At 67.1% G+C, this 14,067-nt stretch carries 14 protein-coding genes; 6 read left to right on the top strand and 8 right to left on the bottom strand.

The genetic code is table 11. The features are described 5' to 3' along the window. Positions 1 to 25: 25 nt before the first annotated feature. The 4 genes from arsB to C5O27_RS04250 form a co-directional block, all read right to left on the bottom strand. On the bottom strand, positions 26 to 1,102 hold the full coding sequence (arsB, locus tag C5O27_RS04265; RefSeq protein WP_127961998.1) for an ACR3 family arsenite efflux transporter: 1,077 nt from the start codon (positions 1,100 to 1,102) through the stop codon (positions 26 to 28). Next, positions 1,099 to 1,461, bottom strand: a complete 363-nt coding sequence (locus C5O27_RS04260; protein WP_005200710.1) for an ArsR/SmtB family transcription factor — start codon at positions 1,459 to 1,461, stop codon at positions 1,099 to 1,101. The genes arsB and C5O27_RS04260 overlap by 4 nt, the downstream gene beginning before the upstream one ends. Positions 1,462 to 1,728: 267 nt before the next feature. Continuing rightward, the gene (locus C5O27_RS04255; RefSeq protein WP_208651426.1) at positions 1,729 to 2,388 is read right to left on the bottom strand and encodes a fasciclin domain-containing protein; all 660 of its coding nucleotides are present in this window, start codon (positions 2,386 to 2,388) and stop codon (positions 1,729 to 1,731) included. Between the two features lie 264 nt (positions 2,389 to 2,652). Continuing rightward, entirely contained in the window at positions 2,653 to 3,312 is a 660-nt protein-coding gene (locus C5O27_RS04250) for a fasciclin domain-containing protein (protein WP_127961997.1), read from the bottom strand. Positions 3,313 to 3,464: 152 nt separating this feature from the next. Here C5O27_RS04250 and C5O27_RS04245 point away from each other — a divergent pair, with 152 nt between their 5' ends. Continuing rightward, a complete protein-coding gene (locus C5O27_RS04245; protein WP_127961996.1) occupies positions 3,465 to 5,009 on the top strand; it encodes a molybdopterin-dependent oxidoreductase in 1,545 nt (514 codons plus the stop codon). Between the two features lies 1 nt (position 5,010). Here the strand turns inward: C5O27_RS04245 and C5O27_RS04240 are convergent, their stop codons facing one another. Further along, on the bottom strand, positions 5,011 to 5,610 hold the full coding sequence (locus C5O27_RS04240) for a DinB family protein (RefSeq protein ID WP_127961995.1): 600 nt from the start codon (positions 5,608 to 5,610) through the stop codon (positions 5,011 to 5,013). Between the two features lie 116 nt (positions 5,611 to 5,726). Between C5O27_RS04240 and C5O27_RS04235 the strand changes: the two genes are divergently transcribed. Then, complete coding sequence (locus C5O27_RS04235; protein ID WP_119030793.1) at positions 5,727 to 6,338, top strand: pyridoxamine 5'-phosphate oxidase family protein; 612 nt, start codon at positions 5,727 to 5,729, stop codon at positions 6,336 to 6,338. Positions 6,339 to 6,543: 205 nt separating this feature from the next. Here C5O27_RS04235 and C5O27_RS04230 read toward each other — a convergent pair whose 3' ends face one another. Next, positions 6,544 to 8,118 carry an AMP-binding protein gene (locus tag C5O27_RS04230; RefSeq protein WP_127961994.1) on the bottom strand — a complete coding sequence of 525 codons (1,575 nt, stop codon included), beginning with the start codon at positions 8,116 to 8,118 and terminating at the stop codon, positions 6,544 to 6,546. A gap of 95 nt (positions 8,119 to 8,213) precedes the next feature. Between C5O27_RS04230 and C5O27_RS04225 the strand changes: the two genes are divergently transcribed. Beyond that, positions 8,214 to 9,017 (top strand): helix-turn-helix transcriptional regulator, encoded by an 804-nt coding sequence (locus tag C5O27_RS04225; protein ID WP_127961993.1) that lies wholly within the window; start codon positions 8,214 to 8,216, stop codon positions 9,015 to 9,017. 263 nt (positions 9,018 to 9,280) lie between these two features. Here the strand turns inward: C5O27_RS04225 and C5O27_RS04220 are convergent, their stop codons facing one another. Further along, entirely contained in the window at positions 9,281 to 9,556 is a 276-nt protein-coding gene (locus C5O27_RS04220; protein WP_075863485.1) for a DUF7218 family protein, read from the bottom strand. Positions 9,557 to 9,813: 257 nt separating this feature from the next. Between C5O27_RS04220 and C5O27_RS04215 the strand changes: the two genes are divergently transcribed. Together C5O27_RS04215 and C5O27_RS04210 are read left to right on the top strand one after the other, a co-directional pair. Next, on the top strand, positions 9,814 to 10,902 hold the full coding sequence (locus tag C5O27_RS04215; protein ID WP_127961992.1) for an S-(hydroxymethyl)mycothiol dehydrogenase: 1,089 nt from the start codon (positions 9,814 to 9,816) through the stop codon (positions 10,900 to 10,902). After that, complete coding sequence (locus C5O27_RS04210; RefSeq protein WP_127961991.1) at positions 10,902 to 11,531, top strand: MBL fold metallo-hydrolase; 630 nt, start codon at positions 10,902 to 10,904, stop codon at positions 11,529 to 11,531. The genes C5O27_RS04215 and C5O27_RS04210 overlap by 1 nt, the downstream gene beginning before the upstream one ends. Positions 11,532 to 11,604: 73 nt before the next feature. Here the strand turns inward: C5O27_RS04210 and C5O27_RS22695 are convergent, their stop codons facing one another. Further along, positions 11,605 to 12,186, bottom strand: coding sequence for a hypothetical protein (locus tag C5O27_RS22695; RefSeq protein ID WP_164905302.1), 582 nt, complete (start codon positions 12,184 to 12,186; stop codon positions 11,605 to 11,607). Between the two features lie 126 nt (positions 12,187 to 12,312). On the opposite strand from C5O27_RS22695, the gene C5O27_RS04200 reads away from it, so the two are divergent. Then, complete coding sequence (locus C5O27_RS04200) at positions 12,313 to 14,040, top strand: SulP family inorganic anion transporter (RefSeq protein ID WP_127961990.1); 1,728 nt, start codon at positions 12,313 to 12,315, stop codon at positions 14,038 to 14,040. The last annotated feature ends 27 nt before the right edge of the window (positions 14,041 to 14,067 follow it).

The raw sequence follows: 14,067 nt of genomic DNA, 5'->3' as shown, positions 1-14,067 counted from the left end.
CTCGATGAGTGGTCGGCCCTCGGGGTCAAGTATCCGGGCTGACAGCGGCAGGGGCGGAGAAGCGCTTCCGCAACGCCAGGGACACGTAGACCAGAGCCACGAGGACGGGGACCTCGATGAGCGGTCCGATCACTCCGGCCAGGGCCTGGCCGGATGTTGCACCGTAGGTGGCGATCGCGACGGCGATGGCGAGCTCGAAGTTGTTGCCCGCGGCGGTGAACGCCATTGTGGTGGTTCGCTCGTACCCCAGCCCCATCGCGGCCCCTAGCACGAAACCACCGCCCCACATCACCGCGAAGTAGATCAGCAGCGGCAGAGCGATCCGCACGACGTCCCACGGTTGCGACGTGATCTGCTCCCCCTGCAACGCGAACAGGATGACGATGGTGAACAGCAACCCGTAAAGGGCCCACGGCCCGAGACGCGGCAGGAACGAGGACTCGTACCAGTCGCGGCCTTTGGTTCGCTCGCCGATGCGGCGGGTGAGGAAGCCGGCGACCAGGGGTATACCGAGGAAGATCAGCACCGACTTTGCGATCTGCCACGGCGAGGTGTCGATGGTGGTCTGCTCCAGGCCCAGCCATCCGGGCAACACCGAGAGGTAGAACCAACCCAGCACGGCGAACATGACCACCTGGAACACCGAGTTCAGGGCGACGAGAACAGCAGCGGCTTCGCGGTCGCCGCACGCCAGGTCGTTCCAGATGATGACCATCGCGATGCATCGGGCCAGACCGACGATGATCAGTCCGGTCCGGTACTCCGGCAGATCCGGGAGCAGGAGCCAGGCCAGCGCGAACATCAGCGCCGGTCCGATGATCCAGTTCAACGCCAACGACCCGAGTAGCAGGCGACGATCACCGGTGACCGAGTCGAGTCGGTCGTAGCGCACCTTGGCCAGCACCGGATACATCATGATCAGCAATCCGAGGGCGATCGGCAGCGAGATGCCGTCGAGCTCGACCGCCGCCAAAGTGTCACCCAGGCCGGGGACGACTCGACCGAGCAGCAGTCCGGCGACCATCGCGGCGCCGATCCACACCGGCAGGAACCGGTCCAGCGTCGACAACTTGCCCGCGACCGCGGTGTCGGTGGCGGTCACTGGTCCGCCTCACACGACCGCGTTTCCCCCACGACCGTGGCGAGATCCCGCAGCAGGTCCGACAGTTGTTGCAGCGCTTCGGTGTTCACCCGGTAGTACACCCAGGTCGCGCGGCGCTCGCTGGTCACCAGACCCGCCTGGCGCAGCACCTTCAGATGATGCGAGATCGTCGGCTGCGACAGCTCGAACGGTCCCGAGATGTCGCACACGCACGCCTCGCCGCCCGGATGCGCAGCGACCTCCGACAGCAACCGCAGCCGAACCGGATCCGCTAGCGCCTTCAGCAGTGGGGTGACAGCCCCGGTCTCGTCACCACTCAGGCCGCGGCCCGGTGGCAGCAGGAGATTCTTATTCGACACGTGTCAATATTGACACACGTCAATTCAGGCGACAAGACGCCCGCGATCGAGGTGGGCGTACATGCCCTGACCGGAGTGCTGCTCCGGGTCGCAGCAGTCACGCCGATTCCCTGAACGAGCATCGTCGTTCAGGGAATCGGCGCGTTGTGTCATGTTGCCGGGTTGCCCGGCAGGCCGGTGTATCGGCTGGTCATCGGCGTCCGCGGAGTCCCGACTCTTCCGCGTCCGGGGCTTGTCAGCCCACCGGAGTTGTTGCTGTCGTGGGTCTTACGAGGCAGGCGGGGTCAGCACGGCGTCGATCAGGTAGACCTGGGCGTTCGAGGTGGTGACGCCACCGCAGACGACACCCGCGTCGTTGACCTTGAGGTTGTCGCCCTCGCCGCTGACGGTGAGCTTCTTGCCCTCGAGGGTGGTGTGCTCACCGAGAGCCTTGTCGGGGGTCGCCTGACCCTCGACGACGTGGTAGGTCAGGATGCTGGTCAGCAGGTCCTTGTCGGTCTTCAGCTTTTCGACGGTCTCCGGCGGCAGCTTCGCGAAGGCGTCGTCGGTCGGGGCGAAGACGGTGTACTCACCGTTGTTCAACGTCTCGACGAGGTTGACGTCGGGGTTCAGCTGACCGGACAGCGCGGCGGTCAGGGTGGTGAGCTCGGGGTTGTTCGACGCGGCGGTGGCGACCGGGACGGTTGCCATGCCGGCGATCGACGCGGGACCCGAGGGGTTGGCCTCGGCGTAGGCGGCACAGCCGGGGCCGACGAGGTTCGCGGCCGGGTCGGCGGCCGCGCTCGCGCTCATCGAGCTCATACCGGTTGCGGCGCTCGTGGTTTCGTTCGACGAGTCGGAATCGTCACTCGAACACCCGGCGATGACGCCGACGGCGAGGACCAGTCCGGTCACCGCTCCTGCGATACGGGGAACACGCTTGATCATCGTTGATCCAATCTCTCCGAGAAGGTTTCGGCTGCTGTGAACCGCAGCCTCACAAGCGCATTCGACACCGTGTGAGAACCGGATGGGTCAGATGTGCCGGTCATTTCTGCTATTCGTCGCGGCCCGTCCTGGTACCGAACGCACACATGCCGGTTCCCTGAAGGAGGGGTGTCCTCTTCCAGGGAACCGGCATGTCACTGCTCGGCAGACGTACGCGGTTCGAGGTGCGTAACCCGTTGCCCGCAAGCTGATCTGTTTACGAAATCACCCGGCCGCAGGCGGCGTCAGGACCGTGTCGATCATGTAGACCTGCGCGTTGGCGGTCGCGACGCCACCACAGACCACGCTCGAGTCGTTGACCTTGAGCATGTCCGGCGATCCGGTCACGGTCACCGTCTGACCCTCGAGGGTCTTGTGCTCACCGACGATCTTGTCCGGCGTGGCCTGGCCCGAAACCACGTGGTAGGTGAGGATCTTGGTCAACAGTTCCGAGTCGGTCTTGAGCTGTTCGACGGTTTCGGCCGGCAGCTTGGCGAAGGCCGCGTCGGTGGGTGCGAAGACGGTGTACTCACCGTTGTTGAGTGTGTCGACCAGGTTCACATCCGGATTCAGCTGTCCGGAAAGGGCCTGCGTCAGCGTCTTCAGTTCGGGGTTGTTCGATGCCGCCGTGGCGACCGGGTCCATGGCCATCCCGGAAACCGAGCCCGCGCCAGAGGGATTCGCCGATGCGTAGTCCGCACAACCGGGGCCGACCGGCCCGCTCGCGGTGTCGGCAGACTCGCTGTTCATCGACGACATGGCGGTGGCGGTGGAAGTGCTGCTGCCCGAATCGGAGTCGTCGCTGGAACATCCGGCGATGACGCCGACGGCCAACACCAGTCCGGACGCCGCGACCACGAGGCGCTGAATTCGTTTGAAGGCCATGGCCCATCCAATCTAGTAGGTCGTGGTCCGACCATCCGGCCGAACTCATGACGTCATTCGCGGCTCGAGTGGTCGCGGATGGGTCCGATTCCGGATCAATCCAATCCGGGCGCTGTCGACGCGCGAACTCCCCTCGACAGAAACGGGGTCCGATGGTGCGAGTGTTCAGAGAGTCGACGGTGCGGGCAGCGGCGTCCGGGATTGTCGCCGTGGCAGGAGGTCTGGCAGTCGGCGAGCTCGTCGCGGTCGGCATCTCGCAGTTCGCGTCGCCGTATCGCGCGGTCGCGGGCTTCCTCGTCGACCACGCGCCGGCATTTGCGCGGGAGTTCGCGATAGACCGCTTCGGGACCGCGGACAAGCCAGCGCTACTGGGCGGCATGGCGCTGGCGATCCTGCTGATCGCTGTGGCTGCCGGGGTGCTGCAACTAAAGCGTCCGCCCGTCGGGGTACTGATCGTCCTGGCCTTCGCGGCCGTCGGCGTGGTTGCCGCGTTGACCCGACCCACTGTGGAGGTGTCCTACGTCGCGCCGCCGGTCGCCGCCGGACTGGTGGCGGTGGGTGTGCTGGTGGTGCTGGCGCGCGGGAGTGCCGTCGGAGACGAGTCCGAAGAGGAAGCGTCCCGCTCAGGAGGATGGTCCCGCCGCCAGTTCGTCGGTGCCCTCGGGGTCGTCGTCGTGACAGGTGCGGTGTGCGCCGGCCTGGCCCGCCGCGCCGCGGACACCGGTGGCGCTCTCGCCGAACGCATGGGGCTTCGGTTGCCGCGCACGACCTCTGCGAGCAGGCCGGTCCCGATGGGTACCGAGCTGCGGATCGACGGTGCGACACCGTTCATCACCGGCAATCGCGAGTTCTACCGGATCGACACCGCGCTCCAGGTCCCGCAGCTGACCACGGGAGACTGGCGGTTGCGGATTCATGGGATGGTGGACCGCGAGATGACGCTGCGGTGGGACGACCTGCAGTCGATGCCCGCGATCGAGCGGATCATCACGCTCTCCTGCGTGTCCAACGAGGTGGGTGGCGACCTCGCCGGGAACGCACGCTGGCTCGGTTACTCGATGCGCGACATCCTCGCCGAGGTCGGGGTACACGCCGACGCAGACATGTTGCTGGCCACCAGCGTCGACGGATGGACGTCGGGAAGTCCGCTCGAGGCGATCCGGGACGGCCGCGATGCCCTGCTCGCCGTCGGCATGAACGGCGAACCGTTGCCCCTCGAGCACGGATATCCGGTGCGACAGGTGATCCCCGGTCTCTACGGTTACGTGTCGGCGTGCAAGTGGGTCGTCGACTGGGAGATCACCCGGTTCGATCGAGCGGAGGCCTACTGGACCCAGCGGGGCTGGGGCGAACGAGGGCCGATCAAGACGGCGTCGCGGATCGATCGGCCCGCACCGCTGTCGACGACGTCCGCGGGACCGGTGGTCGTCGCGGGCACCGCGTGGGCTCAGCATCGGGGTATCGGTTCGGTGGAGGTCCGCGTCGACGACGGACCGTGGAACCAGGCCGACCTCGCCACCGAGTACTCAACCGACACCTGGCGGCAGTGGACATGGACCTGGGACGCCACGCCCGGCCGACACACGCTGTACTGCCGCGCGACCGACGCCACCGGCGCGACGCAACCGGAGGAGCGGGTGCCGCCCATTCCGGAGGGTGCCACCGGTTGGCACAGTCGCGTGGTGACCATCGAGTGAGTTACTGCATCCATTCCGCGTCGGCCCAGTCCTGACCTTCGGAGATGGCGCCCATGGTGGTCTGGCCGTCGAATGCCTCACGGATGATGTCGGCGTGGCCGCAGTGGTGGGAGGTCTCGCGGAGCAGATGCAGGAGCATCGTGCGGATCGTCGACCACTCGCGTTCGGGCGCCCACGGCGCGGTGGGCTGGGGGATGAGTTCGTCCAGGCTTTCCGCGTCGGCGATGACGCGGTCGAGCGCTGCCGCGTTGCGGTCGTAGGCCTCGAGCCAGCCGGCGAGGGTCTCGCCCTCGGTCAGCTCGTATTCCGTTGTCGCCCGGCTCATGTCGAATTCGGCGTGCTCGTCTCGCTCGGTGATGACCTTTGCGGCGTTCTCCTCCCCGTTGGCGAGGTGCTTGATGAGGGCGCCGATCGTCAGCGTGCTCACGGTGGTCTGCTTGCGGGCCTGCTCGTCGGAGAGGTTGCGGGCGGTGACCTTGAGCATGTTGCGCTGGTCCTGCAGAAGGGTGAGGAGTTCATGCTTCTCGCCGGTGACGTCGACGCTGAGTTCGGGGGTGGTGTAGGTGCTCACGGTGTTCTCCGGTTCGTCGTTGATGATCATTCGTGCTGGTGAAAATCACGTTACGAACCATTGCGGACAGCTTCGGTCCTCGTTGCACAGGGATATGGCGGCTATATCGGTTGAGCCGGCGGCGACCGTGCCCGACGATGGGCGCCATGACATCTCCGCTCGACGCGCTCACCCGGAAGCCCGCCCGTGCCACCGACCGCGCCGCACTCGACGAACTCCTCGACGAGGCGAAGGTCGGCACGCTGAGCACGGTCGTCGACGGACTGCCGTGGTCGGTACCGATGCTCTTCGCCCGCGACGGCGATGCAATCCTGCTGCACGGATCGACCGGCGCCGGGGCGCTGCGGCATGTCGCGGCCGGTGCGCCCGTCACGTTCACCGTTTTCGTGATGGACGGGCTCGTCATCGCCGACACCCTCTTCGACCACTCCGCCAACTACCGGTCGGCGGTGGTGCGGGGTGCCCTCGAGCCGGTCGACGACGCGAAGTCGGCGCTGGAGGTGTTGTCGGACAAGCTCATTCCGGGTCGCGTCGCCGAGGTGCGGGAGACCACACGCAGAGAGCTGGCGGCGACTGTGGCCTTGCGGCTGCCGATCGTCGACGGTCAGTGGATTGCGAAGGCACGGACGGGCGGACCGGGCACTGAGTCAGGGGACTGGACCGGCGTCGTACCGATGAGAACGGTCTACGACGAGCCGATCACGTATTCCAATGGGACCGTGCCGGATTCGGTGCGGGCCATGGTCAACGGAATGTAGGGGCCGGCCGACGGGTCATCGGGGGGCGAGTGACCCGTCGGCCGAAGGTTCGCGGCATTGCGAACCGAGATCGAGGTCACCGGGCCGACCGGATTGCGGTAGCCGGCCGCGGTGCTCGATGGTGACGCGGCCCAGCGGAAGGGGGCACCCGCTGGGCCGCGCGCGTGGAAGACCGCGTCCCGGGATCGCCGGGACGCGGTCGGCTCTATCCCTTGCGCAGCAGGAACCGCTGGATCTTGCCGCTGGGGGTCTTCGGGAGGGCGTCGACGAAGTGCACGGTGCGCGGGTACGCGTGCGCCGCGAACTCCGTCTTCACCAGCTGTTGCAGCTCCTTCTCGAGGGCCTCGGTCCCCTCGATGCCGGGAGCGAGGACGACGAACGCCTCGATGACCTCGCCGCGCAGCTCGTCGGGACGCCCGACCACCGCGACGTCGACCACCGACGGGTGCGTGATCAGCACGCTCTCCACGTCGAACGGCCCGATGCGGTAGCCGGCCATGATGATCACATCGTCGTCGCGCGCGGAGAAGAAATAGCGGCCCTCCTCGTCGGCGCGGCCGGTGTCGCCGGTGAGGTACCAGCGGCCGTCCTCGGTGAACCGTGCGGCGGTCTTCTCCGGCGCGTCGAGGTATCCGCTGAACCACATGAGCGGGCTGGCGGGCACGTCGATCGCGATCTGACCGTCGACGATGCCTGCCGCGAAGCCGGGCATAGGCTTACCCATCGAGCCGGGGACGAGGGTCTCGTGGACGTCGTCGTGCCAGTGGTTGTTGATGAACATGCCGTGTTCGGTCTGGCCGTAGTGGTCGCGGACCTCGGTGCCGAGTGCCTGCTGGGCCCAGCCGATGACGTCGGGGGTCAGGGGCTCGCCGGCCGAGGAGGCGCGGCGCAGCGAGAAACCGGTGATCCGCGGGTCCTTGCTCAGGGTGCGGTAGACGGTCGGTGCGGCGGCGAAGTTGGTGACGCCGAGACCGCCGAGGATCTGCGCGGTCAGCTCGGGGCTGAAGCCGGCGTGGAGCAGCAGGTTACGGTGTCCGGTCGCAAGCGGGCCGAGGATGCCGTAATAGAGGCCGTAGGCCCAGCCCGGGTCCGCGGCGTTCCAGAAGACGTCGTCGGCGCGGACGTCGAGGCCGTAGTGCATGTAGGCAACGAACGAGGCGAGTGCCTTGACCGGCACCGGGACACCCTTGGGCGCACCGGTGGTACCGCTGGTGAAGAGCAGGATCAGGGCGCCGTCGCCGCCCACGGCCACGGACTCGGCGATCGGCTCGTGCGACGACACGAGCTGCTCGAACTGTTCGCCGGCGACGATCGTCTCGACACCGTCGATGCCCTCGAGCTTCGACGCCTGGCTCGGCTCGGTGATGACGACCTTCGCCTTGCCCGACGTGAGGCGCATCTCGATGGCAGGGGTGGCGAAGGCGGTGAACAGCGGGATGTAGACGGCGCCGAGGCGGGCGATGGCCAGCAGTGACACGACCAGCTCTTCGCGCTTGCCCATGAGGACGCCGACGGTGTCGCCACGGCCGACGCCGAGACCGGCCAGCGCCGATGCGAAGCGCTTGGACCGCTCGGCGAGGTCGCCGTAGGTCACGTCGGTGGTGATCGGCGCGGGGGCCGAGTCGGCGTCCGCGGAGGCCTCGACCTCGATCACGGTGAACGCGACCGCGTCGGGATCGTGGTCGTCGACGAGGAGTGCCGCCGCGTTGGCATCGGGCGCCCCGTAGATTGCCAACCAGCGGTCGACCATGTGGGTGGGGGTCATGGTGGCCTGTGTCATCGTGAACCTCGCTCTTGACTGAGTAAGCTGAGTCACAGTGTGATGCGCTGTATGTAGTCCCTGCCACCCTCCGAAGAGGGGGATAGAGAGGTGAGATGCCCGAGCCGTTGAGCGGGATCGTCACCGACGCGTTGCGACGGGTGCGCAAATCGAGCGGAGTGCCCCTGGCCTTCGCCGGCGTCGTCAACAATTCGACGAGCCTGCGCCTCCAGCATTTCGCCGGTAACCATGCAGGTGCGCTGGCCGGACTCTCGGTCGACGTCGGGCACGGGCTGGGCGGCAAGGTCGTCTCGCTGAACCGGCCGATGGTGGTCGAGGACTACCTACGCACCCCGCACATCACCCACCGCTACAACACGCTCATCGAACGTGAGGGCCTCCGCGCGATGATGGCCGCGCCGATCATCGTCAACCGGACGCCGGTCGCGGTCATCTACGGCGCGCTGCACACCCCCGATCCGATCGGTGGCCGCATGCTCGACGTCCTGGCCGCCGAGGCGCGCGCCGTCGAACAGGAGATCGTGGCCTCGCGGGCCCGGCTGGAGCACGGAGCCCAGAGCGAGGACGAGCTGCGCGACCGGATGACCGCCGCCTACGCGCGGCTGCGCTCGCTGGCCGACACCGTCGACGACGCCCGTCTCGCCGAACAACTCGCCGCCGTCACCGACTTCCTGTTGGCCGAGGCCGCCGCCGACTCGGCCGTGGTCGAGCTGACCGGACGCGAACAGGACGTGCTGTCGCTCGCCGCGCTCGGCTACTCGAATGCGCGGATCGCCGAGGCCCTCGGCCTGACCGTGCACACGGTCAAGAGCTACATGAAGGATGCGATGCGCAAGCTCGACGCGTCGTCGCGCCTCGAGGCCGTGGTCGCCGCCCGGCGCGCCGGCCTGCTGCCCTGACGCGATCGGTAGAAAGCACGCGGATATAGCGCGCATTCTCTCTACGTATCGCGGTGGCGGAGGTCACGCACGCACCCCCGGAATAGATCCGGGAGGGTCGCAGTTGAAGAGCTCGACGGTGACGGATTCAAGCCCCGGGCCTCAACCCTTTTGCCGCTTCGAGCGGCCACTCGCCGAGAGGCGCATTGACCGGCATCGTCCTTCAACACGCCGAAGCCGCCGACCCCACAAGGGACGGCGGCTTCGGTGCTGTCAGCGTCGTGTCAGTGGCTGCGTAGCTTCTCGATCAGCTCGTCCTTCTTCAGGTCGGAGTACCCGCTGATGTCGAGTTCCTTCGCGCGGTCCTTGAGCTCGTCGACGGTCCAGTCCTCGTAGGAACCGGATGTGCCGCCGCTGCGCCCCACGTCCGACCGGGAGCTGTTGGCCGCGGCATTGGCGATGCGCGCGGACTTCTCCTTCGAGTTGCCCTCGTCGCGCAGCTTCTCGTAGAGCTCGTCATCCTTGACCGACGGTCCCGGGTCGCGCTTCTTCTCCGCCATGTCTGCCTCCTCGTGGTCGACACAATCGGTTCTCCCACGGGCGTGCCCGGTCGCGGGTACAACCAAACCTGAGCCGGGCAGTGCACACCAACCGCGCGACTACCTGCAGTTAACGTTGTTGACCACGAGTGGACGGTAACGGCGGGTACGGATAAGGTTGTGACGATGTGTCCGGTAAGGGCGAATCCTGTCGCCACGGCCGGGAACACAGACGAGCACGAACGCTGACAACGCCGTTTCGGAAGGAAACAGAACGCATGTCTCAGACAGTCAAGGGAGTCATCTCGCGCAGCAAGAAGTCGCCGACGGAGGTCGTCGACATCGTGATCCCGGACCCGGGTGCGCGTGATGTCGTCGTGGCGATCAAGGCCTGCGGCGTCTGCCACACCGACCTCGCCTACCGCGAGGGCGGCATCAACGATGAGTACCCCTTCCTGCTGGGCCACGAGGCGGCCGGCGTCGTCGAGTCGGTCGGCTCGGATGTCACCCACGTCGAGGTCGGCGATTTCGTCGTCCTGAACTGGCGCGCCGTCTGTGGCGAGTGCCGCGCATGTAAGCGCGGTCGTCCGTGGTACTGCTTCGACACCTTCAACGCCAGCGTCCCGATGACCCTCACCGACGGCACCGAGCTGACGCCCGCACTGGGCATCGGCGCCTTCGCGGAGAAGACCCTCATCCACGAATTGCAGTGCACCAAGGTCAATCCCGAGACCGATCCGGCCGTCGCCGGGCTGCTCGGCTGCGGCGTGATGGCCGGCATCGGTGCCGCCATGAACACCGGCAACGTCGGTCGCGGCGACTCGGTCGCCGTGATCGGTTGCGGCGGTGTGGGTGATGCCGCGATCGCCGGTGCCAAGCTGGCCGGCGCGACCAAGATCATCGCGATCGACCGCGACCCGGGCAAGCTCGAGTGGGCCAAGGAGCTCGGCGCGACCCACACCATCGACGGCACGAAGGTCGACGACGTTGTCACCGCGGTCCAGAACCTCACCGACGGCAACGGCGCCGACGTCGTCATCGACGCGGTCGGCCGGCCGGAGACCTACAAGCAGGCCTTCTACGCACGAGACCTCGCGGGGGTCGTCGTCCTCGTCGGTGTGCCGACGCCGGAGATGACCCTTGAGATGCCGCTCGTCGACTTCTTCTCGCGCGGTGGCGCTCTGAAGTCCTCCTGGTACGGCGACTGCCTGCCCGAGCGCGACTTCCCGATGCTGATCGACCTGTACGAGCAGGGACGTCTGCCGCTCGACAAGTTCGTCACCGAACGGATCGGCATCAACGACGTCGAGGCCGCGTTCTCGGCGATGGAGGCCGGCAAGGTCCTGCGCTCGGTGGTGGAACTCTGATGTCGGCGCTGCGGATCGACAACGTCGTCACCTCGGGCACTTTCAGCCTCGACGGCGGCACCTGGGACGTCGACAACAACGTGTGGCTGGTCGGCAACGACGACGAGGTCATCATCATCGACGCCGCGCACTCGGCGGCACCGATCCTCGAAGGCGTCGGCGACCGCACGGTGAAGGCGATTGTGCTCACCCACGGTCACAACGACCACGTCACCGTCGCGCCGGAGCTGTCCGAGGCCACGGGTGCGCCGATCCTCCTGCACCCCGGAGACGACATGCTCTGGAACGACACCCATCCTGGCGTGCCGCACCAGGATCTCGAGGACGGGCAGAAGATCAGCATCGCCGGCACCGAGCTCACGATCATCAACACGCCCGGCCACTCGCCGGGCTCGGCGGTGATCCACCTGCCCGAAGCGGGTGTGCTGTTCTCCGGTGACACCCTGTTCCAGGGCGGCCCGGGCGCGACGGGACGCTCGTACTCGAGCTTCCCGACGATCATCGCCTCGATCACCGAGAAGATCTTCACCCTCGATCCCGAGACCAAGGTCTACACCGGTCACGGCGACGGCACGACCGTCGCCGCCGAGGCGCCTCATCTCGAGGAATGGATCAAGCGCGGCAGCTGATCCGCGTACAGAACGAACAAGACCCGGCGCGGGTGGCCCATCGGGCTGCCCGCGCCGGGTTCGTCATGTCACGTCAGGGTTGTTGCCGAGGCTGCCCCGGTTGCCCGCCACCGGGCAGGTGCTCGCCCGATTCGTGCCTGCCGGAATGAGTCTCGGGATTGTGGCCGCCGGCACCAGGGGTTCCGGGACCGGGCGTTCCGTGGCCGGGCGTTCCCACACCGGGGGTTCCGTGGCCGGGCGTTCCCGGACCGGGGGTTCCGGCGGGGGCATGGCGGTGGTCGTTGCCGACAGGTCCGCGGTCGCCGCGGTCACCACGGACGTCGGGATCGAGCTCGTCGGCTCGGGCCAGTGTGCTCTCGACCTCGTCGCGCTTCTCCGCGGCCTGCGTGCCGTGGGCCCGCGCCTGTTCGTTGAGTCGCTTGGCCTCGGCGGCCTTGGCGTCGGCCTCGGCCTGTGCCTTGCGTGCCCGGGCGTCGGACTCCTCAGCGATCGCCTCGCGCTGGCGCAACTCCGACACCTGGCCGGTCACGTTCTCGCGGATCTGCTGTGCTTTACGGCGCCGGACGTCCTGACGTTTGCGTAGGAACAGCAACAGAAGAGCGAGCAGGACTATCACGACGACGACGGCGATGATGATCCATACTGCGGTATCCATGGGGGCCTCCTCGATTCATGGCCGTGGACGGGTACCCAGAACGGATTGCCGTCAATCCGCACATGCATGTGTGCGGCCGGATTCAAGTGAGCCTGGTACCGGGTCTGCGGGGGTACCGTCTACGACATGCTCGCGCTCGGTGCGCTGGTCCCGCCGGCGCTGCGCGGTTACCGGCTCGCGTGGTTGCGCGCCGACATCATGGCCGGCGTGACGCTCGCGGCCGTCGCGATCCCGGAATGCATGGGCTACAGCTCGATTGCCCATGTCCCGGTCGAGGCGGGGCTCTACACCATCATCCTGCCGACGATCGCCTTTGCGCTCTTCGGCGCATCGCGCCTCCTCGTCGTCGGAGCGGACTCCGCGACCGCGGCGTTGTTGGCCTCGGGCATCGCCGGGATCGGTGTCGTCGGAGTGGAGCCCGACTCGCAGCAGTGGCTCGCCTGGGCATCGTTGATCGCGCTGGTCACCGGGGTGTTCTTGGCGCTGGCCCGGATTCTGAGGCTGGGGTTTCTCGCCGATTTCCTGTCCAGTGCGGTTCTGGTGGGCTTCCTCGCTGGAACCGGCGTCACGGTCATCATCGGGCAGATCCCCGGGATGCTCGGCGTGCACCGGACCGAAGGCTGGGTGTGGGAGCGCTGCGCCGCGATCGTCGCCGGTCTCGGATCGATCGACTGGGCATCGTCGGCGTTCACGGCGGCGGTGGTGTGCGTGCTCCTGATCTCGCGTCGCACGGTTCCTCGGTTGCCTGCGGCATTCATGCTGGTGGTGGCGTCAATTGCGCTGGTCGCGGTCTTCGGCTGGGACGACGACCTCCCGGTCGTCGGCAATCTGCACGGCACGCTGCCGGATCTCGGCCTGCCCACCGGGCTGGGATGGGACGCGGTGCCGAAGGCGGCGACGGTTGCCTTCGGCTGCACGGTGGTGATCCTGGCCCAGAGTGCGGGCACGGCACGAGGACTCGCGCACTCGCACGGCGAGACCACTGACGTGAATCGCGACATCGTCGGCCTCTCGGCGGCCAACATCATTGCGGGACTGAGCTCTACGTTCGTGGTCAATGGAAGCCCGACCAAGACGCAGTTCCTCGACGAGCAACGCGGCCGCACCCAGGTTGCGAACCTGACGATGGCGGCGTCGGCTCTCGTCGCCGTCGTCTTCCTCGGCAGTGCTCTGGCCTATCTCCCGCACGCGGTGCTGTCGTCGATCGTGTTCCTCGTCGCGATCGACCTCATCGATGTGCACTCGTTCCGCCGGATGTGGAGGATCCGCCGGGTCGAGTTCGGGATCGCGGTGCTCACCGCGATCGTCGTCGTGGTGTTCGGGGTGCAGGACGGGATCCTGACGGCGATGGTCGTGTCGCTCCTCGAGATCATCCGCCGGCAGTATCGACCGGAGCGATTCGTCGTCGGAGTGTCCGATCACGGACGTACGCGAGAGTATCGGCCGGCCCGACCGGGTCAGCAGTCCCTTCCTGGACTCATCGTGTTTCGTTATGACGCAGACCTGTTCTATGCCAATGTGAATCGATTCTCTGACGATGTGATGGCGCTCGTCGAGTCGGCTCCCGATCCGGTGCGGTGGCTGGTACTCGACTGCACGGTGATCTCCTACGTCGACTATTCGGCGACAGGTGTCCTCGACGACCTCGTCGCCTTCGTGCATTCGCGGGGTGCCCATTTCATCCTTGCCGGCGTCGACCCCGAGCTCGAGCATGTCTTGCGTACCGAAGGGCTCCTCGGGGATTTCGACCCGGCCCATGTCTTCCCGACTGTCGGAGCGGCAGTGCGGGCCTTCGAAACGGAGAACTCCCGGTCCCAACCGGGGGACGACACCGGCGAGACGAGTGGCCGGTGAGTTTCTCCGAGTGTCACCCGCCTGGGT

The organism is Gordonia alkanivorans (assembly GCF_004011905.1).
Lineage (GTDB): Bacteria > Actinomycetota > Actinomycetes > Mycobacteriales > Mycobacteriaceae > Gordonia > Gordonia alkanivorans.
The sequence above is the reverse complement of the archived record's forward strand: the minus strand, read 5'-3'. Positions and strand labels throughout refer to the sequence as shown.